General features: G+C 69.6%; 24 protein-coding genes and 1 tRNA gene. 10 read left to right on the top strand and 15 right to left on the bottom strand.

Annotation, left to right across the window (positions count from 1 at the left end):
• Window positions 1-90: 90 nt before the first annotated feature.
• Window positions 91-1206 (bottom strand): anhydro-N-acetylmuramic acid kinase, encoded by a 1116-nt coding sequence (locus A8M77_RS33370; RefSeq protein WP_086925768.1) that lies wholly within the window; start codon window positions 1204-1206, stop codon window positions 91-93.
• 21 nt (window positions 1207-1227) lie between these two features.
• Window positions 1228-2577, bottom strand: coding sequence for a M23 family metallopeptidase (locus tag A8M77_RS33365; protein ID WP_086925767.1), 1350 nt, complete (start codon window positions 2575-2577; stop codon window positions 1228-1230).
• A gap of 158 nt (window positions 2578-2735) precedes the next feature.
• Between A8M77_RS33365 and tyrS the strand changes: the two genes are divergently transcribed.
• Window positions 2736-3968 carry a tyrosine--tRNA ligase gene (gene tyrS / locus A8M77_RS33360; protein ID WP_086925766.1) on the top strand — a complete coding sequence of 411 codons (1233 nt, stop codon included), beginning with the start codon at window positions 2736-2738 and terminating at the stop codon, window positions 3966-3968.
• Window positions 3969-3980: 12 nt separating this feature from the next.
• Here the strand turns inward: tyrS and A8M77_RS33355 are convergent, their stop codons facing one another.
• Together A8M77_RS33355 and A8M77_RS33350 are read right to left on the bottom strand one after the other, a co-directional pair.
• Window positions 3981-4589, bottom strand: a complete 609-nt coding sequence (locus A8M77_RS33355; RefSeq protein ID WP_086925765.1) for an OmpA family protein — start codon at window positions 4587-4589, stop codon at window positions 3981-3983.
• Complete coding sequence (locus A8M77_RS33350) at window positions 4589-5080, bottom strand: FecR family protein (RefSeq protein ID WP_086925764.1); 492 nt, start codon at window positions 5078-5080, stop codon at window positions 4589-4591. The genes A8M77_RS33355 and A8M77_RS33350 overlap by 1 nt, the downstream gene beginning before the upstream one ends.
• 160 nt (window positions 5081-5240) lie before the next feature.
• Here A8M77_RS33350 and A8M77_RS33345 point away from each other — a divergent pair, with 160 nt between their 5' ends.
• Both A8M77_RS33345 and dtd read left to right on the top strand, forming a co-directional pair.
• Window positions 5241-6137 carry a cation diffusion facilitator family transporter gene (locus A8M77_RS33345; protein WP_086925763.1) on the top strand — a complete coding sequence of 299 codons (897 nt, stop codon included), beginning with the start codon at window positions 5241-5243 and terminating at the stop codon, window positions 6135-6137.
• The gene (gene dtd, locus A8M77_RS33340) at window positions 6134-6574 is read left to right on the top strand and encodes a D-aminoacyl-tRNA deacylase (protein WP_086925762.1); all 441 of its coding nucleotides are present in this window, start codon (window positions 6134-6136) and stop codon (window positions 6572-6574) included. Before A8M77_RS33345 ends, dtd begins: the two co-directional genes overlap by 4 nt.
• On the opposite strand, the gene ybeY is transcribed toward dtd, so the two are convergent.
• Both ybeY and A8M77_RS33330 read right to left on the bottom strand, forming a co-directional pair.
• Window positions 6568-7020 carry an rRNA maturation RNase YbeY gene (gene ybeY / locus A8M77_RS33335; RefSeq protein ID WP_086925761.1) on the bottom strand — a complete coding sequence of 151 codons (453 nt, stop codon included), beginning with the start codon at window positions 7018-7020 and terminating at the stop codon, window positions 6568-6570. The two genes, dtd and ybeY, sit on opposite strands and share 7 nt — an antisense overlap.
• Window positions 7020-7967 (bottom strand): PhoH family protein, encoded by a 948-nt coding sequence (locus A8M77_RS33330; protein WP_086925760.1) that lies wholly within the window; start codon window positions 7965-7967, stop codon window positions 7020-7022. Before A8M77_RS33330 ends, ybeY begins: the two co-directional genes overlap by 1 nt.
• Window positions 7968-7997: 30 nt before the next feature.
• Here A8M77_RS33330 and ruvA point away from each other — a divergent pair, with 30 nt between their 5' ends.
• Window positions 7998-8570: a Holliday junction branch migration protein RuvA gene (gene ruvA / locus A8M77_RS33325; RefSeq protein ID WP_086925759.1), complete on the top strand. Its 573-nt coding sequence runs from the start codon at window positions 7998-8000 to the stop codon at window positions 8568-8570.
• Between the two features lie 10 nt (window positions 8571-8580).
• On the opposite strand, the gene A8M77_RS33320 is transcribed toward ruvA, so the two are convergent.
• From A8M77_RS33320 to A8M77_RS33295, 6 genes are all read right to left on the bottom strand, one after another.
• Window positions 8581-9501, bottom strand: coding sequence for a phosphatidate cytidylyltransferase (locus A8M77_RS33320; RefSeq protein ID WP_086925770.1), 921 nt, complete (start codon window positions 9499-9501; stop codon window positions 8581-8583).
• 165 nt (window positions 9502-9666) lie between these two features.
• The gene (locus A8M77_RS33315) at window positions 9667-10341 is read right to left on the bottom strand and encodes a lysophospholipid acyltransferase family protein (protein WP_086925758.1); all 675 of its coding nucleotides are present in this window, start codon (window positions 10339-10341) and stop codon (window positions 9667-9669) included.
• 17 nt (window positions 10342-10358) lie between these two features.
• Window positions 10359-10793: a hypothetical protein gene (locus A8M77_RS33310; protein WP_086925757.1), complete on the bottom strand. Its 435-nt coding sequence runs from the start codon at window positions 10791-10793 to the stop codon at window positions 10359-10361.
• The gene (locus A8M77_RS33305) at window positions 10786-12114 is read right to left on the bottom strand and encodes a phosphatase PAP2/dual specificity phosphatase family protein (RefSeq protein WP_086925756.1); all 1329 of its coding nucleotides are present in this window, start codon (window positions 12112-12114) and stop codon (window positions 10786-10788) included. The genes A8M77_RS33310 and A8M77_RS33305 overlap by 8 nt, the downstream gene beginning before the upstream one ends.
• On the bottom strand, window positions 12111-13880 hold the full coding sequence (locus tag A8M77_RS33300; RefSeq protein ID WP_086925755.1) for a bifunctional alpha/beta hydrolase/class I SAM-dependent methyltransferase: 1770 nt from the start codon (window positions 13878-13880) through the stop codon (window positions 12111-12113). The genes A8M77_RS33305 and A8M77_RS33300 overlap by 4 nt, the downstream gene beginning before the upstream one ends.
• A 25-nt stretch (window positions 13881-13905) precedes the next feature.
• Window positions 13906-14517: a CDP-alcohol phosphatidyltransferase family protein gene (locus tag A8M77_RS33295; protein ID WP_086925754.1), complete on the bottom strand. Its 612-nt coding sequence runs from the start codon at window positions 14515-14517 to the stop codon at window positions 13906-13908.
• A gap of 113 nt (window positions 14518-14630) precedes the next feature.
• Between A8M77_RS33295 and ruvB the strand changes: the two genes are divergently transcribed.
• From ruvB to A8M77_RS33270, 5 genes are all read left to right on the top strand, one after another.
• Window positions 14631-15686: a Holliday junction branch migration DNA helicase RuvB gene (gene ruvB, locus A8M77_RS33290; RefSeq protein WP_086925753.1), complete on the top strand. Its 1056-nt coding sequence runs from the start codon at window positions 14631-14633 to the stop codon at window positions 15684-15686.
• Window positions 15687-15692: 6 nt separating this feature from the next.
• Complete coding sequence (gene dmeF, locus A8M77_RS33285) at window positions 15693-16652, top strand: CDF family Co(II)/Ni(II) efflux transporter DmeF (protein ID WP_086925752.1); 960 nt, start codon at window positions 15693-15695, stop codon at window positions 16650-16652.
• Between the two features lie 87 nt (window positions 16653-16739).
• Window positions 16740-17618: a UDP-2,3-diacylglucosamine diphosphatase gene (locus A8M77_RS33280; protein WP_086925751.1), complete on the top strand. Its 879-nt coding sequence runs from the start codon at window positions 16740-16742 to the stop codon at window positions 17616-17618.
• Window positions 17615-18814, top strand: a complete 1200-nt coding sequence (locus tag A8M77_RS33275) for a glycosyltransferase (protein WP_086925750.1) — start codon at window positions 17615-17617, stop codon at window positions 18812-18814. The genes A8M77_RS33280 and A8M77_RS33275 overlap by 4 nt, the downstream gene beginning before the upstream one ends.
• Window positions 18815-19154: 340 nt before the next feature.
• Window positions 19155-19373 carry a hypothetical protein gene (locus A8M77_RS33270; protein ID WP_143694866.1) on the top strand — a complete coding sequence of 73 codons (219 nt, stop codon included), beginning with the start codon at window positions 19155-19157 and terminating at the stop codon, window positions 19371-19373.
• A gap of 15 nt (window positions 19374-19388) precedes the next feature.
• On the opposite strand, the gene A8M77_RS33265 is transcribed toward A8M77_RS33270, so the two are convergent.
• The 3 genes from A8M77_RS33265 to A8M77_RS33255 all read right to left on the bottom strand — a co-directional run bounded on the left by A8M77_RS33265 (window position 19389) and on the right by A8M77_RS33255 (window position 21664).
• Window positions 19389-19850: a hypothetical protein gene (locus tag A8M77_RS33265; RefSeq protein ID WP_086925748.1), complete on the bottom strand. Its 462-nt coding sequence runs from the start codon at window positions 19848-19850 to the stop codon at window positions 19389-19391.
• Window positions 19851-20009: 159 nt separating this feature from the next.
• Window positions 20010-20086: transfer RNA gene (locus A8M77_RS33260), tRNA-Met, on the bottom strand.
• 21 nt (window positions 20087-20107) lie between these two features.
• Window positions 20108-21664 carry a vWA domain-containing protein gene (locus tag A8M77_RS33255; protein WP_086925747.1) on the bottom strand — a complete coding sequence of 519 codons (1557 nt, stop codon included), beginning with the start codon at window positions 21662-21664 and terminating at the stop codon, window positions 20108-20110.
• 132 nt (window positions 21665-21796) lie between these two features.
• Here A8M77_RS33255 and A8M77_RS33250 point away from each other — a divergent pair, with 132 nt between their 5' ends.
• On the top strand, window positions 21797-22468 hold the full coding sequence (locus tag A8M77_RS33250; protein WP_238137063.1) for a sigma-70 family RNA polymerase sigma factor: 672 nt from the start codon (window positions 21797-21799) through the stop codon (window positions 22466-22468).
• Window positions 22469-22539: the final 71 nt, after the last annotated feature.

Genomic DNA, 22539 nt, shown 5'->3' with positions numbered 1-22539 from the left:
CAGCAGCAGACTTGGGCCGCATCACCCCGTGCCACTGGATCAACAACCAATCCGTGCCCCTTGACGGGAGCGACCATATCAGGGTCCTCGTCAGGCGGGGTAGATCGCGCCCAGCACGCGCGCTCCGCGCGCGCCGGTCACGCTGGCGAGGTTGCCCGACTCGCGGCGCATGGTGCTGCGCGCCAGCCAGGCGAAGGCGGCCGCTTCCACCTGCTGGGGCGGCAGGCCGCGCTCGGCCGAGGAGAGCACCTGCACCGCCGGCAGCAGGGCTCGCAGGCGGGACAGCAGGTGGTCGTTGAGCGCGCCGCCGCCGCAGACGATCAGCAGTCGGATGTCCCCGCCGTGGCGCTGCAGATCGGTCGCGCAGAGCATGGCCGTCAGCTCGGCCAGCGTGGCTTGCACGTCGGCCGGCTGGCTGGCGGCGTTGCCCAGGCGGGCGGCCAGCCAGGCCGGATTGAAGAGGTCCCGGCCGGTGCTCTTGGGCGGTGGCTTGGCGAAGTAGGGGTCGGCCAGGCAGCGCGAGAGCAGGTCGGGCAAGACGGTGCCGCTGGCTGCCCAGGCGCCGCCCGTGTCGAAGGGCTTGCCGATATGGCTCTGGCACCAGTGGTCGAGCAGGGCGTTGCCGGGCCCGCAGTCGAAGCCCAGCACCGTGCCGGCGCCGGCCGGCAGGAGGCTCAGGTTGGAGATGCCGCCAAGGTTGAGCACCGCCACCGCCTGGTCGCCGCGCGCGAACAGCGCCCGGTGGAAGGCCGGCACCAGCGGCGCGCCCTGGCCGCCGGCCGCCAGGTCGCGGCTGCGGAAGTCGGCGATCACGCAGATGCCGGTGAGCTCCGCGACCAGCGAGGGGTTGTTGATCTGCAGGGTGTAGCCCACGTCGTCAAACTCGCCGGGCCGATGCCGTACGGTCTGGCCATGGGCACCGATGGCGGTCACGGCGTCGGCGGAGGTGCCTGTCTCGGTCAGCAGGCGCTCGACCACGCCGGCGTAGACCCGTGCAAGCCCGTTGCCGGCCAGGGCGGCGCGGTGAAGCTCGTTGTCGCCGCCCAAGGTATTGAGCGCCATCAGCTCGGCGCGCAGCGACACCGGAAAGCTGGCGGCGGCGTGGGCCTTGACCGTGATGCGCTCGCCGGAGAAGTCGGCCAGGACGCCATCGACGCCGTCGAGCGACGTGCCGGACATCAGGCCGATGAAGAGCTCTTCAGCCATGCCGGTGCGAGAGAGAAGGGGCTAGTCGGCGCTCGCCTGGACGACGGAGAAGGCCGCCGCCAGCTCGGTGCGGGTGGCCAGCGCCAGCCGCTCGAAGGCCGGCCGCGCGGCCGCGGAAATCGGGGAGCCGCCTTCCTGCTGCGCGATGGTCGACGGATCGCGGTATTCGCCGTTGACGCGGAACTCGAAGTGCAGGTGCGGGCCGGTGGCCCAGCCGGTGGAGCCGACCGCGCCGACGGTCTGGCCCTGGCTCAGCGTCTGGCCGACCCGAACGTCGATGCGGCTGAGGTGCGCGTAGGCCGTCTGCTGGTTGTTGCGGTGGTTGACGATGACGATGTTGCCGTAGCCGCTCTGCACGCCGGCGAACTCCACCGTGCCGTCGCCCACGGCGCGCACGGCGGTACCGGTCGGTGCCGCGAAATCGATGCCGTTGTGCTGGCGCCAGCTGTTCAGGATCGGATGCATGCGCATCGCGAAGCCGCTGGAAACCCGCGTGAACTCGACCGGGGAGCCCAGGTAGGCCCGGCGCAGGCTGTCGCCGTTCGGCCGGTAGTAGGTGCCCTTCTGGCCGGGCTCCTGGAACCACAGCGCCTGGTGCAGCTTGCCGTTGCTCTCGAACTCGGCCGACAGGACCCGCCCGGTCCGCAGCGTCTGGCCATCGGCCTCGAAAGTCTCGTAGACGACGGCGAAGCGGTCGCCTTTGCGCAGCGAGCGGAAGTCGACGTCGCCGGAGAAGATGTCGGCCAGTTGGCTGGCGACGGGGTCAGGGATGCGGGCGTCGTCGGTGGCGGCGAAGAGGGAACTGCGCACGATGCCGCTGGCCAGCCGGGTGCCGGGCGTCAGCGCGTCGGTTTCGGTGCGGGCGCGGAAGCTGCCGCCGACCTTCTCGACCACCAGGCGCTTGAAACCGCCGTTGCCATCGGGAATCCAGCGGGCGCTGAGTTTCTCGAGGCTGTTGTCCTGCGTGGCCTCGATCGTGACCGTGCGGCCGGCGCGGCCCAGCAGGGCCATGCGGGCCTCGGCATTGCCGCGCACGAAGGCGGCGGCCGCATCGTCGGCGATGCCCAGGCGCCGCAGCAGCGCCTCGGCGGTGTCGCTCGAGCGGGTGATCTCGGTGCGGAAGAGGGTGAAGCCGTGGGTGTCGAGCGCCTCCACCTGGTCGGCGAAGGCCAGCGGCTTGACGGACTCGAACACCTGCTTGACGGGGAGTTCGGACGCATCGGGCCCCAGCGAGGCGACGGCGAAGGCACCGCCGCCGGCACACAGCAGCAGCGCGGCGATGGCCGCAGTGATCTGCCGGGGATAGGTGCGGAAGGTATGGGCTACCTTGGATGCAAACGCTTCCTCGGCGGCCAGGATGCCGTTGATCAAACTACGAATTCCAGCTCAGGTTCTGCAGATCCGCGCTGCAGGAGGCCGTGTCGGACGGGGGGCAGGGCGGTGCGGAAAAAGCGCCGCTTAGAATCCGGCGCTTGAAAAAGTCGGGCTGAGTATATCTTCGGACATAGTGAAATTTGCCCCAAAAAGTCATGAAACCCGGTTTTGTTACATCCACAAGTCTGTCTGACGGAGTAGGACAAGCTCTCGAAATTTCGCTTCGTGGAACGGATGAGCTGCTCCCCCAGGACGACTGGGTCAAGAAGCTCCAGCGCTCGGAAGCCACCGGCCAGCCGCTGCGCATCAAGCTGGGCCTGGACCCGACCGCGCCGGACATCCACATCGGCCACACGGTGGTGCTCAACAAGATGCGTCAGCTGCAAGATCTGGGCCACCAGGTGATCTTCCTGATCGGCGACTTCACCACCACGATCGGCGACCCGTCGGGCCGCAACAGCACCCGGCCGCCCCTTACGCGCGAGCAGATCGAGGCCAATGCGCAGACCTACTACCGTCAGGCCAGCCTGGTGCTGGACCCCTCCAGGACGGAGATCCGCTACAACTCCGAGTGGAGCGATCCACTGGGGGCCCGCGGCATGATCCAGCTGGCCGCCAAGTACACGGTGGCGCGGATGATGGAGCGCGACGACTTCCACAAGCGCTTCAAGGCCGGGCAGTCGATCTCGGTGCACGAGTTCCTCTATCCGCTGATGCAGGGCTACGACTCGGTGGCCCTGAAGTCGGACCTGGAACTGGGCGGGACCGACCAGAAGTTCAACCTGCTGGTCGGCCGCCATCTCCAGCAGGAGTACGGTCAGGAGCCGCAGTGCATCCTCACCATGCCGTTGCTGGAGGGGCTGGACGGCGTCGAGAAGATGTCGAAGAGCAAGAACAACTACATCGGCATCGCCGAGGCGCCGAACACCATGTTCGCCAAGGTGCTGTCGATCTCGGACGAGCTGATGTGGCGCTGGTACACCCTGCTGTCCTTCCGCTCGCTGGCCGAGATCGAGGCGCTGAAGGCCGAGGTCGCCGGCGGGCGCAATCCCAAGGATGCCAAGGTGGCGCTGGCCAAGGAGATCACGGCGCGCTTCCACAATGCCGCGGCCGCCGAGGCAGCCGAGCAGGACTTCATCAACCGCAGCAAGGGCGGGGTGCCGGACGAGATCCCCGAGGTTGCGCTGCCGGGCGCACCGCTGGGTATCGCCCAGTTGCTCAAGCAGGCGGGCCTGGCGCCCTCGACCTCGGAAGGCAACCGCCTGATCGACGGCGGCGGCGTGCGGGTGGATTCCGGCGTGGTCAGCGACAAGGGCCTCAAGCTCGGCGCCGGCACCTATGTCGTGCAGGTCGGCAAGCGCAAGTTCGCACGTGTGACCCTGAGCTGAGCGGGCGCGACGTCAGCGGACTTCGATGGTCACGCGCCGGTTGCGCGGTTCCTCGACCTCGTCGGCCGTGGGAATGGCCAGGTCGCGCTCTCCGCGGCCGACCGCCTCGATGCGCTGCGCCGGGAAGCCGCGCGTTACGAACAGCTGCTTCACCTGCTCGGCCCGCCGGCGCGACAGGTCGTCGTTGCGTGCCTGGGTGCCGATGGTGTCGGTGTGGCCCGTCACCACGATCTCACCACCGCTGCGCGCCTGCGCGGCCTTGAGCGCCTCGTTCATGGCGATCTGCGAGGTGCCGGTGAGTACTGCACCGCCGGTGTCAAAGTACACCGTGTAATTGAGCGCCGGCGGGGGCAGCAGCTCGAACAGCGCCTTGTTTTCGGCCTGCAGCCGGGCCGGGTCGGCCTTGTCGATCACCGGGCCGCCGCGGCTGCGCGCGGTCGCCCGCTGGTAGGGCTGGGAGAGGGTCTCCTCGGTGTCGTTGTTGCCGCGCACGACCACCGCCGAGGCCGAGCCGTCGGCCTGCGGCAGCAGCACCACACGTGTGATCGAAGGCGTGGAACAGGCCGCGAGCAGCAGGGCCGACAGGATGGAGGCGGCGAGGGCGAGACGGCGGCGCACCATCACTGGGGAGCGTCCGCCTGCACGATGAAGTCGGTGCCGCGAATGCCGATCGTGGCGGTCTGGGTCTCGACGCGCACCGCATCCGGCTGCGTCTTGCCGATCAGGCCCGTCACCATGCGCATCGAGCCGCGCAGCAGCGAGAGCAGCAGGCCGCCGTCGCGCGTGGTCGAGTCGAAGTGGAACTGCTTCAGGTCCAGGCGCGACGAGGGTCCGATCACCAGCGTCGTGCCGTCGCGCAGCACGAGGCTGGCGGCAGAGTCGGCGTCGGTCTGGATGCGGTCGATGGGCGCCACGGGATCGCCGGCCTGCGCCGTGCGTGCGTTGCCGTCGGCGCCGAGCAACTGCACCTTGCCGCGCACCGTCTTCAGGATGCCAGCGTGCTCTGCGCCCGGCGGAGCGACGGGCGGCGCCGGGCTGGTCGCGGTCTGGGCCAGCGCGCCTGCACTGGCGAGGAGGAGGGCACACAGCGCCGCAGCAATGCGATTCTTCATAGGTGTTGCAACACGAAAGTTCTCGAACTGGCCGCCGATGGTACGCGACGTCCCGGCGCGAACCGCGCCGACGCGATAATCCGCGACCCGCCAGCGGCGCTGCTCTGAGTCCTTCTTGCCAGCTTCGGTTCCTTCCTCACCCCGGGCATTGAGCCCCCAGATGCTGCTGCGCGCCTCGATCGCGGTCGCGCTGGTCACCATCGTGCTCAAGAGCGTGGCCGGCTGGCTGACGAACTCCATGGGGCTGATCTCCGATGCGATGGAGTCCTTCGTGAACCTGGCGAGCGCCATGTTCGCGCTGGCCATGGTCACGATCGCGGCGCGGCCGGCGGACGAGGACCATCCCTATGGCCATCACAAGGCCGAATACTTTTCTTCGGGCTTCGAGGGCATCCTGATCTTTGCCGCGGCCGGTGCCATTGCATGGGCCGCAGTGGTGCGCCTGCTCTCGCCCGAGCCACTGCAGCAGCTGGGCTGGGGCCTGGCGCTGTCGGTGCTGAGCTCGGGGCTCAATGCCGCGCTGGCCATCGCCCTGTTCCGCGCCGCGCGCACCCATCGATCGATCGCGCTGGAAGCCGACGCGAAGCATCTGATGGCCGATGTCTGGACCTCGGCCGCGGTGCTGGTGGGCATCGTCGCGGTCGGCCTGACGGGCTGGCTCTGGCTCGACCCGCTGCTCGCGATCGGCGTGGCGCTCAACATCGCGCGCGAAGGCGTGAAGCTGGTCTGGCGCTCCTCGCAGGGCCTGATGGACGAGGCCCTCGATCCCGCGTCGCAGGCCCTGCTGCACGCCGCGCTCGAGCAGTTCGCCGCCAGCGTGCCGGAAGGCCGGCAACTGCGCTTCGACGACATCGTGACCCGCCGCGCCGGCCAGCGACGCTTCGCGGATCTGCACATGCACGTGCCCGGCGATTGGTCGCTGCAGCGGGCCGCGGGCCTGCGCGACACGCTGGAGCAGACACTGATGGATGCCATGCCGGGCCTGCGCGTGACGATCCAGTTGCTGCCGCTGGGCATGGAGGCGCGCGCCACCCGGATGGAGGAAAGCGAATCGTGAAGGCATTGCTGCAACGCGTGGCCGAGGCGCGCGTCGACATCTCGGCGCGGACGGTGGGCGCCATCGGCCCAGGTCTGCTGGTGCTGCTGTGCGCCGAGCGCGGCGACCACGATGCGCTGGCCGACCGGATGCTGGCGAAGATCCTCAAGCTGCGCGTCTTCTCCGACGAGGCCGGCAAGATGAACCGCAGCGTGCAGGACATCGGCGGCGGCCTGCTGGTGGTGAGCCAGTTCACCCTGGCGGCCGACACCAGCGGCGGCAACCGTCCCAGCTTCACGCTGGCGGCGCCGCCCGACGAGGGGCGGCGGCTCTACGAGTACTTCGTGGCGCGGGCGCGCGAGGCGCATCCTGTCGTCGCCACTGGCGAGTTCGGCGCCGACATGCAGGTGCGGCTGGTGAACGACGGGCCGGTCACCATCCCCCTGCAGATTCAGTAGGGGTTGCGGATGCCGAGCCGCGCGAGGATCTCGATCTCGCGCGCCTCCATCGCCTCGGCGTCGGCCTCGCCGGTCTCGTGGTCCCAGCCCTGCGCATGCAGGGTGCCGTGCACCAGCAGGTGCGCGTAGTGCGCGGCCAGGGTCTTGCGCTGCTCCTTCGCTTCCCGTGCGACCACGGGCGCGCACAGCACCAGGTCGGCCATCACCACCGGGGCCTGCGCGTAATCGAAGGTTAGCACGTTGGTCGCGTAGTCCTTGCCGCGGAACTCGCGGTTGAGCTGCTGACCTTCCTCGGCGTCGACGATGCGCACAGTGATCTCGGCATCGGCCTCCAGCGCATGGCGGATCCAGCGTGCGACCCGATGCCGCGGCAGCGCCGCACGATGCCGTGCCACGTCGCGCAAGCGCGCGAACTGCAGCGAGAGCGACAGGTCGGCCAGTGCCATCACTGACCGGCGGTGCGTTTGCGCGCGCCGTCGTAGGCATCGATGATGCGGGCCACCAGCGGATGCCGCACCACGTCGCCGCTGTTGAAATGCGTGATGGCGATGCCGTTGACCCGCTTGAGCACGCGTTCCGCATCGACCAGGCCGCTCAGTTGCGCCTTGGGCAGGTCGATCTGGCTCACGTCGCCGGTCACCACCGCCTTCGCGCCGAAGCCGATGCGGGTGAGGAACATCTTCATCTGCTCGGGCGTGGTGTTCTGCGCCTCGTCCAGGATCACGAAGGCGTTGTTGAGCGTGCGCCCGCGCATGAAGGCCAGCGGCGCGATCTCCAGCGTGTTGCGCTCGAAGGCCTTCTGCACGCGCTCGAAACCCATCAGGTCGTAGAGCGCGTCGTAGAGCGGGCGCAGGTATGGGTCCACCTTCTGCGTCAGGTCGCCCGGCAGGAAGCCGAGCCGCTCGCCGGCCTCCACCGCCGGTCGGGTGAGCACGATGCGCTGCACCGCGCTGCGCTCCAGCGCGTCGACCGCGCTGGCCACCGCCAGGTAGGTCTTGCCGGTGCCGGCCGGACCGATGCCCAGCGTGATGTCGTGGTTGGCGATGTTGTGCAGGTAGACGCTCTGGTTGGGTGTGCGCGCCTTCAGGCCGGCGCGCCGCGTCGCGAGGGTCACTGCGCCGTCCTCGTCCTCGCCGAGCGAGCTGTCGCCCGCGAGCGTGAGCTGGACCACGGCCGCGTCGATCGGCCGCTGCGCGATCTCGTAGAGCGCCTGCAGCACCTCCATCGCGCGCTGCGCGTTGGCCTTGTGGCCCTCGACCTTGAACTGCTCGTGGCGGTGCGCGATCTTGACGTCGAGCGCTTCCTCGATGCGCCGCAGGTGTCCGTCCAGCGGCCCGCAGAGGTGCGAGAGGCGGGCGTTGTTGGGCGGGGCGAAGGTGTGTCGCAGAATCACGCGGACTTCATTTCTCGAAAAAGGGCACCCATGATAGGCAAACTCACCGGCATCCTGGCCGAGCGCAACCCGCCCCAGGTGGTGGTGGACTGCAACGGCGTCGGCTACGAGGTGGATGTGCCGATGAGCACCTTCTACAACCTGCCCGGTGCCGGCGAGCGCGTCTCGCTGCTGACGCATTTCGTGGTGCGCGAAGATGCGCAGATTCTCTACGGCTTCGGCACCGCCGCCGAGCGCGCGGCCTTCCGTCAGCTGATCAAGATCTCGGGCGTGGGGCCGCGCACCGCGCTCGGCCTGCTCAGCGGCATGAGCGTGGCCGAGCTGTCACAGGCGGTCACGCTGCAGGAGGCAGGCCGGTTGGTGAAGATCCCCGGCATCGGCAAGAAGACCGCCGAGCGGCTGCTGCTGGAACTCAAGGGCAAGCTGGGCGCCGAGATCGGTGCGCCGGCCCATGCCGCCACCGATGCGCAGGCCGACATCCTCCAGGCGCTCGTAGCGCTGGGCTACAGCGACCGGGAGGCGGCGGCGGCGCTGAAAGCCCTGCCGAAGGACGTGGCGGTCGGCGAGGGGATCAAGCTGGCGCTGAAGGCCCTGGCGAAGTAGCGGCCGCGCGCTACGGCGTCCACCAGAAGCGCAGCGCGTGGAAATAGATCGGCGCAGCGAAGACCACCGAGTCCAGCCGGTCCAGCATGCCGCCGTGGCCCTCGATCATGGTGCCCCAGTCCTTCACGCCGCGGTCGCGCTTGATCGCCGACATCACCAGGCCGCCGAAGAAGCCCATCACGCAGATGGTGAGTGACATCAGGGCGGCTTGCCAGGGGTTGAAGGGCGTGGCCCAGTAGAGCGCGGCGCCCAGGGCGGTGGCGCTGGCCACCCCGCCCACCAGGCCCTCCCAGGTCTTCGAGGGCGAAAGCTCGGGCGCCACCTTGCGCCGGCCGAAGAGCTTGCCCCACACGTACTGCAGCACGTCGCTGCCCTGCACCACGATCACCAGGAAGGCGATCAGCAGCAGGTTTCGGCCCTCGAAGCCGGGGATCGGAAGCGTCAGCAGCGCCGGCACGTGGCTGATGCAGAACACGCAGACCATCAGCCCCCATTGCACCTTGGACGTGCGCTCCAGGAAGCGCTTGGTATCGCCGCCCACCGCGGCGAGGATGGGCAGGATCAGGAAGGCATAGACCGGAATGAAGATCGCGTAGAGCCCGTACCACTCGATCCAGATCAGGAAGTACTGCACCGGCAGCGCGATGAAGAAGGCGACGGCGATCGCGTGGTGGTCGCCGCGGCGGGTGTAGGCCAGGCTGATGAACTCGCGCAGTGCGTAGAAGGAGATCAGGTAGAACAGCACGATCACCCCGCCCTTGCCGAACGCGAAGGCCAGGCCGATCACGGCGACCATCACCCACCAGGCCTTGACCCGCGCGTTGAGGTTGTCGATCACCGAATGGGGCCCGCCCCCCGCCACGCGCCACTTGAGCAGCGCGCCGATGGCGGAGGCGAGGATCAGCACGCCGGCGACGCCGCCGAAGAGCATCCAGGTGGCATGGGTGGAAGCATTGAGGGTCACCTCGGTTTCTCCGATGCGCAGTGCATGTTCGTGGAACACCGCGGAACCGGCTTTGCCGGGCCGCTGGTGTTGCCCCCGGTGAGGGGGTTGGCGGACCACACGAAGTGGGGGAGCCTGGGGGTGAGCGTCATGTCAACGGTCGTACTCGGGCCGCAGGTCCAGCATGGCGGCCCGGGCGCGGGCGATGAAGGCGGCCTTGTCCTCGCCTTCTTCCAGCGCGATCGGCGCGCCGTAGCGTACGGTGCAGGCCAGCGGCACGGGCACCAGCGTGCCCTTGGGCAGCACGCGCTTGAGGTTCTCGATCCACACCGGCACCAGCCGCACCTGCGGGCAGGCGCGCGCCAGGTGGTAGAGCCCGCTCTTGAGCGGCAGCAGCACCTCCTCGCCGATGTTGCGCGTGCCCTCGGGGAACATGATCAGCGAATCGCCTCCCTGCAGCGCTTCCTTCATCTGGTCGACCGGGTTGACGGCGCCCTCGCTGCCCGGCGCGGCGCTGCTGTCGCGCCGGATCATCAGCGCGTTGAACACGTCTCGGCCGATGAAGCGGCGCAGCGACGAGGCCTCCCAGTAGTCCTGCCCGGCGACCGGACGCGTGAGCGCGCGCAGGTCGGGCGGCAGCGTGGCCCACAGCAGGACGAAGTCACCGTGGCTGGTGTGGTTGGCGAAGTAGAGGGTCTGCTCGGCCTTCGGGCCGGTGCCGCTCCAGATGGCGCGCACGCCGGTCAGCAGCTTGGCGAAGAGCACGATCAGCCAGGCCGAGACGAGGGCGGCCGCTTGGCGTGGCAGGCTGGGGGCGGTGGAACTCATGAGTGGCGGGGAGAGCTTCATTTCCAGTCTTGCATCGCCAGCGCCATCGCGAAGACCACGGTCTGCGCGACCACGGCGATGCCATGGCGCTGCAGCAGCTGGCGGGCGCCGAGCACGCGATCGGCCAGGGCGCGCTTGCCGTCGGCGGCGCGGCGCAGGCCGAGCGTCTCGAGCGCGCGGTCCATGGCGATTGGCGAGGGAATCGTGTCCTTGGCCAGCCCGTCGAACAGCGCCGAATCCAGCCGGATGCGCAGCGCGAGGTAGCGCTCGGGTAGGCCGATCAGCGCAACGACTGCGAAGGCGGTCCAGGCTGCGGAGGGCAGGGAGCGTCCGGTCAGGGCCAGCACCAGGCCCGAGACCAGGGACAGCACAAGGCCCCACGTCGCCAGCACGCTGCCGGCCTGCAACAGGCCGGCAGTGGTCGCGCACAAGGCGCGGTCGTCGTCATTCATGGCGAACCTTCCCGGAAGTCAATTGGTCCAGCAGCGCCAGCCAGCCGTTGCGCAGCACGATCTGCGGGCGCGCCTGCCGCACGGCCGCGTGCGCCGCGTCGAGGCTGGCGGCCGTCCCGTGCAGGCCCAGCCACGCGACCACCGACGCCGCGCTGCGCGAGAAGCCGAGCGCGCAGCAGACCCAGACCGGCTGGCCGCGGCTGCGCAGTCCCTCGATCACGGCAGCGGCCCGGCGCAACTGCTGCGCGGGCGGCAGCACCAGGTCCAGCATTGGCACGCAACGGGCCGTGGGCACGGCTGGCAGCTGCAGCTCAGCGCACAGACCGACCAGCCCGGGGCGGCCCGCCGCCTCCCATTCGGCGTGGCTGGGCCGTCGGCCGAGGCGCAGGCCCGGTGCCACTTCCACCGAGGCCGGCAGGCCGCGCGTCCAGAAGCAGGCGTTGAGGGCGGCACCAAGGCGGTAGGGCGCGAAGAGCCAGCGCGCGCTCCAGCGCATGCGGCCTTGGCGGTCCATGCCGAAGCCGCGCGCGCCGAAGCCCGCGTAGTTGAATGCGACCAGCATCAGCGCGAGCGCCGGCCAGGCGAGCCACAGGGCCATGCCTCCGAGGGCCAATGCGGCGACGAGGAAGAGCAGGGCGCCCGCCGCGTAGAACGCCGCGAGCTTCCAGCGCTGCGGATCGCGCGCCAGCCGCCAGCCGTGCGGCAGCGACACCACGCGCTCCAGCGGCCAGAGCCACACGCAGACGAGGCCCAGCAGCGCGCCGGTCGGGATGTCGATGAAGTGGTGCTGCCAGGTGGTGAGCACCGAGGCGCAGATCGCGAAGGCCCACAGGTGCAGCACGGCGCGCGCCCAGGGCGCTTGGATGCGGCGCCGGTAGAAGTCCCACAGGATCACGGCCAGCGCGATGTGCAGGGAGGGCGCCTGGTTGAAGGGCTGGTCGAACCCGCGCAGCGCGTTGAACAGGAAGGCGGGCGCGCCCTCGACGGCCGGCTGGCCGAAGCTGAAGCGCAGCGGCCACAGGATGAAGCAGCTCACTGCCACGGCCTGCGCCGTCAGCAGCCGCGCCGCGTGCCGGTCCAGCTCGTGGCGGTTGCGCGCAAGGAAGAGGGAGAGCGCGTAGAAGGCGTTGATGGTCCAGTAGGGAAAGATGGTCCAGGGCCAGAAGGGCACTTCGCGCTCCCAGCCGAAGACGAGCGCCGGCACCGCCGCCTGCCGCGATGCCCACCAGTTCGCGAAGCCGTAGGTCACATAGAAGAGCGGGCCCAGCAGCGCCAGCCAGGCGGCGGCGCGCTTCCAGGGGCGCGGCCGAGTGGCGCTCATGGCCCGGTGCGCACCGCCAGGGAGACCGTGAAGATGCCCCACTCGTCGATGCGCTGCTCGATCTTGCGAAAGCCCGCGGCCTCGACCAGCTGGTCCATCTCGGCCTGCGTGCGGCGGCGCATCACCCAGGCCTGGCCCTGCCGGTGGCTGGTGAGGGCGCGCGCGATCATCTCCAGCTGCGGATGCCAGGGCTGGCCGGTGTAGACCAGGTAGCCGCCGTCCTCCACCGCATCGCCCACGCCGGCCAGGGAGCGGCTCACCATTTCGTTGTCGGCAAAGAGCTCGTACAGGCCCGAGACCACCGCCAGCGTGGGCCGCGGCACCACGCTGGCGAGGCTCATGCGGTCGAAGGCGTCGGCCTGCACGAACTGCGCGCTGTCCTGCAGTTCCTTCTCGGCGATCAGGGTGCGGCCGTCGCGCACGTTGATGTCGCTGTAGTCGCGCAGCAGGATCGAGCTGGCCTTGACTGGACTGGACAGCACCGCGTCGAGCACGTAGCGGCCGTGGCCGGCGGCGATGTCCATCAGGCGCACCTCGCGATGCCGCTCGGCCAGCAGCTCCATCGCCTTGCGCAGCAGTTCCTCCACGTGGATCTTGCGCTGGCGGATGCCGCGCCAGCCGATGGACTCGAGGTACGTCCGGTCGATCATGCGGCCCAGTGGACCGGCGCCCTGCGCCTCGTTGCGGTAGACGTAGTCCAGCGTGCTGCCCGAGTCGAAACCCGTCTCGTGGCCCAGCTTCACGCCGCGCGACAGCAGGCCGCCGAAGCGCAGGCCTGCACGCGTGAGCGCCCAGTAGGCGCCGCGCGGGGACAGCGCGGACAGGGGCTCGGCCAGGGCGCGCGACTCGTCGGCAGTCGCGCCGTTCAGGTGGGCGCCGCGCAAGTCCACCGGCTGCGGTGGCTGGTCGAACAGCGCCAGCACGAATTCCCGGATCGCCTGCACGGCCGGGGCGCGGTCCTTTTCGCCCAGCGTGTCGTGGAAGAAGCCGGGCAGCTCCAGCTTGCGTTTGACCGCGCTGCCCAGCCGGTCGAAGAAGTCATCCTGCGGCTGGCGGTGCACCACCCAGTCCGCGCCGGAGATCAGCAATTGCGTCGGCAGCGTGATGGCGTTGGCATCGGCGACCACGCGCTCGGCGGCCTCGTACAGCCCGAGCAGGATGTTGACCGCGATCGGCCGCGTGATCAGCGGGTCGCTTTCGTAGCTGGCGATGCGCTCGGGGTCGTGGGTGAGGAACTTCGCCTTCACGTAACTGTTGACGAAGAAGAGCCCGCGCAGCTTGTGCATGAGCGCCAGCCCGGCCCGGGCGAAGGGCACGTACAGCTTGACCTTGAAGGCCGGCGAGGCGAGCGTGAGGCCGCGCACCCGGGGCGCATAGTCGTGCGCCCAGGTCGCGACCAGCACCGCGCCCACGCTCTGCGCGACCACGTGGATGTCCTCGGGCGGCACGCCGTGCGCGCGGCCGATGTGCTCGATGAAAGTCTGCACGTCGCGCACCGAGGTCGCGAAGCCGGGGCTGAAGCCGCGCTGCCCCGGCGAGCGGCCGTGGCCGCGTGCGTCCCAGGCGAAGAAGTCGAAATCGGGCAGCGCCAGCTCGTCCACCAGGTGCGCCATGCGCGCGCCGTGCTCGTGGCCGCGGTGAAACAGCACGATCGCGCCGCGCCGCGTGCCGCCGGTCGCCGGCCAGTGCCGGTAGAACAGCGAGACGCCGTCGTGCGTCTGGAAATGGTGCTCCTGGGGCGTGCGGGCGTCGCTCGTCGGCGTCATCGGCTTCCTTTTTCTTCTGTGTTTTTCAGGCGCGGCGCGGCGCCTCGGCCAGCGCGCGGCGGATGCGGTTGACGATGGTCCAGGCGACCAGCGCCGCCACGATCGGCATGAGCAGGGCGCTCCAGGCCGGTAGCGGTCCGCCGAGCGCAATGTACAGGCCCAGCGCGCTGAACACGAAGGCCCGGTCGCTCTTGCCCATCGGCCCGTCGTAGCGGCGCGTGGCGCCCACGGTCGGGCCCAGTGCACCGGTGAATTCGGACAGGCCCGCCAGCACGATCACGGTGCCGACCCAGAAGGGGCTGAAGGGCGCGACGAGCGCGAACGGGAGGTAGAGCGCCGCGTCCGACAGCACGTCGGTCAGCTCGTTGAGGAAGGCGCCGAGCGCGCTCTGCTGGCCATGCTCGCGGGCGAGCATGCCGTCGATCGCATTGAAGGCCATGCGCAGGAACATCCACAGCGGGATCAGCGCGAAGGCAGCCGGGCCGGGCGCGGCGAAGAACAGCCACAGGCCCAGCGCGACCGAGATGGCGCAGGCCGCGACGGTCAACTGGTTGGCGGTCGCGCCCATGGCGTGCAGGCGCCGCACCAGCGGGCGCAGCAAGGCCTGGAATCGCGGCTTCAGTTCATAGATGGACAAGACCCCATCCTCCTCGGTGGCGCATTCTGCAGCACAGTCTGCGTGGCCAGTCCGCCGCCGAAGCCCGGCCGGCCGTTCGGCCGACTAAACTGTCCGTCCAGCCTACGCCCCTCATGAGCATCCAGACCGACGATTTCGCCCCGGCCCCGCAGCGCGTGATTTCCGCCGCCCCCGCCTCGCCCAATGAAGAGGCGATCGAGCGGGCGCTGCGGCCCAAGCTGCTCGACGAGTACGTGGGCCAGGCCAAGGTGCGCGAGCAGCTGGAGATCTTCATCGGCGCCGCGCGCCACCGCGCCGAGGCGCTGGACCACGTGCTGCTCTTCGGCCCGCCGGGCCTGGGCAAGACCACGCTGTCGCACATCATCGCGGCCGAGCTGGGCGTGAATCTGCGCCAGACCTCGGGCCCGGTGCTGGAGAAACCCAAGGACCTGGCGGCGCTCCTGACCAACCTCGAGCGCAACGACGTGCTCTTCATCGACGAGATCCACCGCCTCTCGCCGGTGGTCGAGGAAATCCTCTATCCCGCGCTGGAGGACTACCAGATCGACATCATGATCGGCGAGGGTCCGGCCGCGCGCAGCATCAAGCTGGACCTGCAGCCCTTCACCCTGGTCGGCGCCACCACCCGCGCCGGCATGCTGACCAACCCGCTGCGCGACCGCTTCGGCATCGTCGCGCGGCTGGAGTTCTACACGGCCGAGGAGCTGGCGCGCATCGTGCACCGCAGCGCCGGCCTGCTCTCGGTGCCGACGGACGAGGCCGGCGGCCTGGAGATCGCGCGCCGCTCGCGCGGCACGCCGCGCATCGCCAACCGCCTGCTGCGCCGGGTGCGCGACTACGCGCAGGTCAAGGGCGACGGCCGCATCACCGTGGAGCTGGCGCACAAGGCGCTGGCCATGCTCGACGTCGACCCGCAGGGCTTCGACCTGATGGACCGCAAGCTGCTGGAGGCGGTGATCCACCGCTTCGACGGCGGGCCGGTCGGCCTGGACAACATCGCGGCCAGCATCGGCGAGGAGCCGGGCACCATCGAGGACGTGATCGAGCCCTACCTGATCCAGCAGGGCTACCTGCAGCGCACGCCGCGCGGGCGCATCGCCACGCTGGCCGCCTACCGGCACCTGGGCGTCGCCGCGCCGCAGCGCGACGGGGACATGTTCGGCAACTGACCTCCCATGCATACCCGTGATCTGAGCGGCTGGCAGCACGAGCACCGCTTCCAGGAGGACCGCCGCGACGCCGAGCGCAGCACCCGGCTGGTCATGTGGATCACCGCGGCCGCGATGCTGATGGAGATCGGCGCCGGCTGGTGGTTCAACTCCATGGCGCTGCTGGCGGACGGCTGGCACATGAGCTCGCACGCGGTCGCGATCGGGCTCAGCGCCTTCGCCTATGCAGCAGCCCGGCGCTACGCGGGCGACCGGCGCTTCGCCTTCGGCACCTGGAAGATCGAGGTGCTGGGCGGCTTCGCCAGCGCAATGTTCCTGCTGGGCGTCGCAGTGCTGATGGTGGTGGGCTCGCTGGAGCGGTTGTGGGCGCCGGCGCCCATCCACTACCAGGAGGCGATGGTGGTGGCGGTGGCCGGCCTGGCCATCAACCTCCTGTGCGCGAAGCTGCTGGGCGGAGCGCACCACCATCACCACGACGACGACGACCACCACCATCACGGTCACGAAGGCCAGGCGCACGGCCACGACCTGAACCTGCGCTCGGCCTACCTCCACGTGCTCGCCGATGCCGCCACCTCGGTGCTCGCGATCCTCGCACTGGCCGGCGGCTGGTTTTACGGCTGGGCCTGGCTCGATCCGCTGATGGGCATCGTCGGCGCCGTGCTGGTGGCGAGCTGGGCGCGCGGCCTGCTGATGGAGACGGGCAAGGTGCTGCTCGACCGCGAGATGGATCACCCGGTGGTGGACGAGATCCGCGAAGGCGTGGAGCAGGGCCTGGCCGATTCGGAAACCCGGATCGCCGACCTGCACGTGTGGCGCGTCGGCCAGGGCGCCTATGCCTGTGCGCTCACCGTTGTCACGCATTCGTCGACGCTGACACCCGATGACGTGCGCGCGACCTTCGCCATGCACGAGGAAATCCGGCACTCGACCATCGAGATCCACCGCTGCCACGCGGACGCGTGACACCCGCCGCGGCGCTCCCGGCCCTGTCACCGAAGCTTCACCGCGCCGCCATGGCTGCGTCATCCGCCCTGGCGACGATGACCACCCATGCAACGCGATGACGCCTTTCTCCGTGCATGGCGCGACACGGCCGAGACCGTCCCGGGAGCGGACGAGGAGGACGTCTCGCGTCCGCCCAAGCGCTTCCGCACCCTCTGGATCTCCGACCTGCACCTGGGCACGCCCGGCTGCCAGGCCAAGGCGCTGCTCGACTTCCTGAAGCACACCGAGTGCGAGACGCTGTTCCTGGTCGGCGACATCATCGACGGCTGGCAGCTGCGCCGCCACTGGTACTGGCCGCAGGCGCACAACGACGTGATCCAGAAGCTGCTGCGCAAGGCGCGCAAGGGCACGCGGGTGATCTTCATCCCGGGCAACCACGACGAGTTCGCCCGCAAGTACCTGCACCACAACTTCGGCGGCATCGACGTGGCCGAGGAATGGATCCACGAGACCGCCGACGGCCGCAAGCTGTGGGTGATGCACGGCGACCTGTTCGACGGCGTGATCCAGTGCGCCAAGTGGCTGGCCTACGTCGGCGACTCGCTCTACGAGTTCACGCTCAAGCTCAACCGCCACCTCAACTCGCTGCGCGCACGCATGGGGCTGCCGTACTGGTCGCTGTCGAAGTACCTGAAGCTCAAGGTCAAGCGCGCGGTCAGCTACGTGGGCGACTTCGAGGCCGCGGTGGCGCGCGAGGCACGCAAGCGCGGCCTGCAGGGCGTGGTCTGCGGTCACATCCACCATGCGGAGCTGCGCGACGTCGACGGCATCCTCTATGCCAACGACGGCGACTGGGTCGAGAGTCTCACGGCGCTGGCCGAGCATGCCGACGGCACGCTCGAGATCCTGCACTGGGCCCAGCACATGCCGGTCACGACGCGGACCGGCCGCGCAGCTTCCCGGCGCGAGCCGGTGCACGCATGACGGGGGCGCGCGCCGAGGCTCGCCGGACCGTCGACCTGGTCTACTTCAATGCCGGTGGCGGGCATCGCGCTTCCGCGCTGGCGCTGGAGGCCGCGATCCAGCGCGCAGGGCTGCCGTGGACCGTGCGCCTGGTCAACCTGCGCGAGGTGCTCGATCCGAACGACGGCTTTCGCAAGCTGACCGGCATGGATCCGGAAGACGTCTACAACAAGCGACTCGCCCGCGGCTGGACGTTGGGCCTGACGCACGAGCTCAAGGTCCTGCAGGCCGTGATCCGGTGGGCCAGGCCGAAACTGGTGCGCCCCCTGCAGCAGCACTGGCTGGCGACCGAGCCGGACATGGTGATCTCGCTGATCCCCAACTTCAACCGCTCGCTCTACGAATCGGTCGCCACCGCGCTGCCGGGCGTGCCCTACGTGACGGTGCTGACCGACCTGGCCGACCATCCGCCGCATTTCTGGATCGAGAAGGGGCAGGACCAGTACCTCGTATGCGGCTCGCAGAAGGCGGTGCAGCAGGCCCGGGCGGCGGGCTACGCCGAGGATCGCATCCATCTGACCTCGGGCATGATGATCCGGTCTGCCTTCTACGAGACCCAGCCGATCGACCAGGCCGCGGAGCGCCGCCGCCTGGGGCTGGACCCGGATCGTCCGACCGGCCTGGTGCTGTTCGGTGGGCAGGGCTCCAGGGCCATGCTGGGCATCGCGAAACGGCTGCCCGACGTGCAACTGATCCTGGCCTGCGGCCAAAACGAGTCGCTGGCCATGGCCCTGCGCGCGCAGCCGGCCAAGGCGCCGCGGTTGGTGCTGGGCTTCACGCCCGACGTCGCCCACTACATGCAGCTGTCCGATTTCTTCATCGGCAAGCCGGGGCCGGGCAGCGTCAGCGAGGCCGTGCAACTGCACCTGCCGGTGATCGTGGTGTGCAACAGCTGGACCCTGCCGCAGGAGCGCTACAACGCCCAGTGGGTGCGCGAGCAGGGGGTGGGGCTGGTCCGTTCCAGCTATGCCAAGGTGCCGGGCGCCGTCGAGGAACTGGTCCGCGACCTCGAGCGCTATCGCGCGGCGACCTTCCGGGTGCAGAACCGCGCCGTGTTCGAAATTCCCGCGATCCTGCAGCGCATCTTGGCCCAGGCGGACGCCCCGGTCGACGGCGAGCAGATCATTCCGAGTCTGGCGGTATCGGCCGGGCGCTGAGGCCCTGGTCGAGTCTTCTACAGACCCACCACGCGCCGGAAGACCTCCACCACCAGGACCCCCAAGACGGCCCCGCCGACAAAGCGTGCCCATGACCAGCGCCTGCGAGCCGGTTCATGCGTCAGGTGGGCCGGGTTGAGCGGCGCAAGCCTGCTGTGATCGGACTCTTCCTCGGATCCAGGACGGCCAAAGAGCATGTAATAAATTCTCCGTACCTTTCAGTGAAGTGATGCGGCAGAATATTAGTACTGATTTCTGATTTTTTGGAAAAATGAGTACTTAAGTGTTAGCATGCTGACAGCGCTGAGCCCCTGACGCCGGCGCCGTCGAGGAGCTGGCAGTGAACAGATCGTGGAGCGTGGTGGCAGGCCTGATGGCTCTGGTGGCCGGCTTGGCCGGGTGCAAGAGCAACGGCGCCGGCACGGCATCTGCGCCACCCGGCAGCGTGTCGATCACGGCCTCCGGTGTTTCCGTTCCGGGAACCGCGATCCAGCCACAGCCGGTGGACAAGACCGCCGAGTTCCTGGGCGCATTCCGGCCCAGGGAGCAACAACAGTAGAGAAGCCGGCGCTGTTCAGCCCGTATGCGCGCCGCCGTGGATGCGCCGGGGCATCCGGCTGTGCACCCGGGCGCGCATCCTGGGCATTGACGTGAGGCTGCTCGGCCAAGTGCCGGCCCGCTCCGCCGCCAGCCAGTTGATGTGATCCTGCCGCTTGAGCGCCAGCTCCACGGCCGCCTGCGAACGGCCCTTGCGAGCGTCGAACCAGGCCAGGGGCGCGGTCACGACAAACCCGATCAGCGAGACGATCGCGGCAATCAGCGCGGCGACTGTCACGAGCAACTGGAAGTCACGCAGATCGAACCCGGCTGCCGCCGGTGCGGCCGCTGCGGATGCCGGCGCCGGGTAGACCCATGGCTCCGGCGGGAAGGCGAGCTCGATCCAGATCAGCGTGGCGGCCAGCACCGTCGCCAGCACGAAGGTCCACGCAAAGAAGCGCTGATAGCTCTTGTGCACTGCTGCAGCCGGTGAATCCATCTGGCGTGCTCCGGGAACGATTGGGGGGAAGCAGCCATCGTCACGATGCGCGCGCGGAAAGGTGTCGGACAATGCGCACGTCACATGCCAGACCCGCTTGACGAGTCGGCTCCAAGAAAAAAGCCTGCTATCGATGTGATAGCAGGCTTTCCTGGTGGGTGGTGGCTCTTCACGGACTCGAACCGCGGACCTGTGGATTATGATTCCATCGCTCTAACCGACTGAGCTAAAGAGCCGAGCCCTAGATTATAGCTGCTTCATCCGGCCTTCGGCAGCTTCGCGAGCTCCTCGCTGACCAGGCGCACGATCAGCCGGTCCAGCGTCTGCACCGAATAGTTGCTCACGTCGTGCACCGTCTCGCGTCCCGGCCCGCTGGCCGGATTGGTCGCCTCGCGATAGGTCAGGAACACGAAGCGCCCGCCGGTGTACTGCGCCATCTGGCGCTGGATGTATTCCCCTTGCTTGTCGAGCCCGCTCGCGCCGACGCTGAACAGCTTGATGCCCTTGCCGAGCGCAGCCATCATGTCCTCGTCGTACTGCGGGCCGCCGTAGTCCAGGTGCGGCGGCGCGTCGGCCAGCAGCACCACCATGCGGGTGGTGTCGTTGCCGCGCCAGCTGAGCCGGTGCACGGTCTCGTTCAGCGCCTCGTTCATCGCCTCGGGATAGTCGCCGCCGCCGTTGGCTTGCAGGGCGTCGAGCACGGACTGGAAGGCGCCGAGGTCGCTGGTGAAATCGTGGCGGCGCACCAGGAACTCGTCGCCGCGGTCGCGGTAGGCCACCAGGCCGAAACAGGTGTCGGGCCGGCTCGGCAGGCGCGCCACCTCGGCGGCAATACTGCGCAGACTGGCCTTGAGCTTGCCGATCTCGTCGCCCATGGAGCCGGTGGCGTCGATCAGGAAGACCAGGTCCAGGCGGGCGCGCTGTCCGGCCGGCGCCGCATCCAGCACCAGGTCGACCCCGCTCTTCTGGCCACGGCGCAAGAAGCTCGTGCCCTGCCGCCCGTTCTTGCGAACGGCCACCTCATAGACAGCGCTGCCGGAAGGATCGAAGGCATTGGGATGCAGCCAGGCCTGGCCGGCCGCGTCGGTGCGAGCCCACATGGCCGCACCGCTGGGTGCCTGCACCGCCACCTCGGCGTCCGGCACGGGCGCCCCGCGGGTGTTGCGCACCTGAAGCAGGTAGCGCTCGCTCACGTCGCGCGCGCGGTGGACGACCTGGGTGCGCTGGCGGAACTGCAAATAGGCACTGAAGTCGGCGTTGTCGTCCACCACGCCGGCGGTCACGATCTCCTGGGGCGGACGCGGGCGCTGCATCGGTTGCGCGCCAGGCGCGGGCGGTGCGAATCGCGGCGCGGCCTCGCCTTCGGCCGCCAGCGCCTCCTTGCCGGCGCGCGCGAGCGGCGGGGGGCTGGCGGGTGCCGGCATCGCCGCCGCGACGTCGGCCGAGGCTTCGCCGGGTGCCGTCCGGCGGGCCCGCTCCTCGCGAGCCGACGACGAGCGGGCCGCGCCGTAGCCACCGGCGGCAAAGGCCTCGTCGCGTTGGCCCGCTATGCGCCCGGGCGTCTCGGTGGTCTGCACCGGCCGCGCGCAGTGGGTGGCCGAAGGAGCCTCGAAGTTCGGGGCCGCCCGCGCGACCGGGGCCGGCCACTGCGGCGTCGGGAAGCGCGGCGGCTCGGGTTGCGGTGCCGGCGTCGGCCAGCGCGTGGGGCCGGGCGCGATCTCGGTGGCACCGGTGCTGCAGCCGGCGAGCAGGAGCTGGGCGCACAGCAGCGCGGCCAGCGAGCGTTGGAAGAGGTGGGAAGGGCGAGGATTCATCTGCAGCTCCGGTTGTGGATGCAAGCTGATACGGCCGCCGGACGCGAAGCGGGTTAGCGCCGCTTTTTTTTCGAGGCATCGCTAACCCCGGGCGACGCCGTCGTCCGTAGAACGAGAGGTGAAAATCTGCCGATGCTTGCGCCACCCGCCGCGAACCCCGCGCTCCACGACACCATGCCGGACGACCAACTGATGCTCGCCTACGCCGCCGGGGACACGACCGCCTTCGATGCGCTCTACGCGCGCCACGAGAGCGCGCTGTTCCGCTTCGTGCGGCGGCTGATGGGCATGCGCCTCGCGGCCGAGGTCGAGGAGGTGTTCCAGGAGACCTGGATGCGCGTCATCGCGGCGCGCCAGAGCTTCTCGCCGCAAGGCGCGAGCTGGCGCACCTGGGCCTTCACCATCGCCCACAACCTGGCGATGGACCGCCTGCGCCTGAGCGGCCGCGAAGTCGCCTTCTATGCCCACGACGAGGACGGCGACGGCCTCGAGGCCGCGCGCCTGTTCAGCCGCGGGCTGGTGGGCGGCGGGTCCGCGCCCGCCGCCGACGCAGCCCATCCCTCGGCCGAGGAGCTGGCCTTCTGGCGCGCCGCCGGCCGCCGCCTGCTCGCCTGCCTGGACGAACTGCCCGACGAGCAGCGCTCGGCCTTCCTGCTGCACCACGAGGAGGGCTTCACCGTCGAGCTGATGGCGCAGACGCTCGAGATCAACTTCGAGACGGTGCGCAGCCGCCTGCGGTACGGCCTCAAGAAGCTGCGCGGCTGCATGGAGCGCTACCTCTCGGTGCTGGAGCGGCGGGCATGAGACATCCTGTGTCAACCCCCGACGCTTGCGAGATGAAGCATGGCGGCGGTGTGGCGGAGCGGATCGTAGGT

The sequence above is a fragment of the Variovorax sp. JS1663 genome (assembly GCF_002157355.1).
Lineage (GTDB): Bacteria > Pseudomonadota > Gammaproteobacteria > Burkholderiales > Burkholderiaceae_C > Variovorax.
Note: the sequence above shows the minus strand (reverse complement) of the source record. Positions and strands in the feature narration are given on the sequence as shown.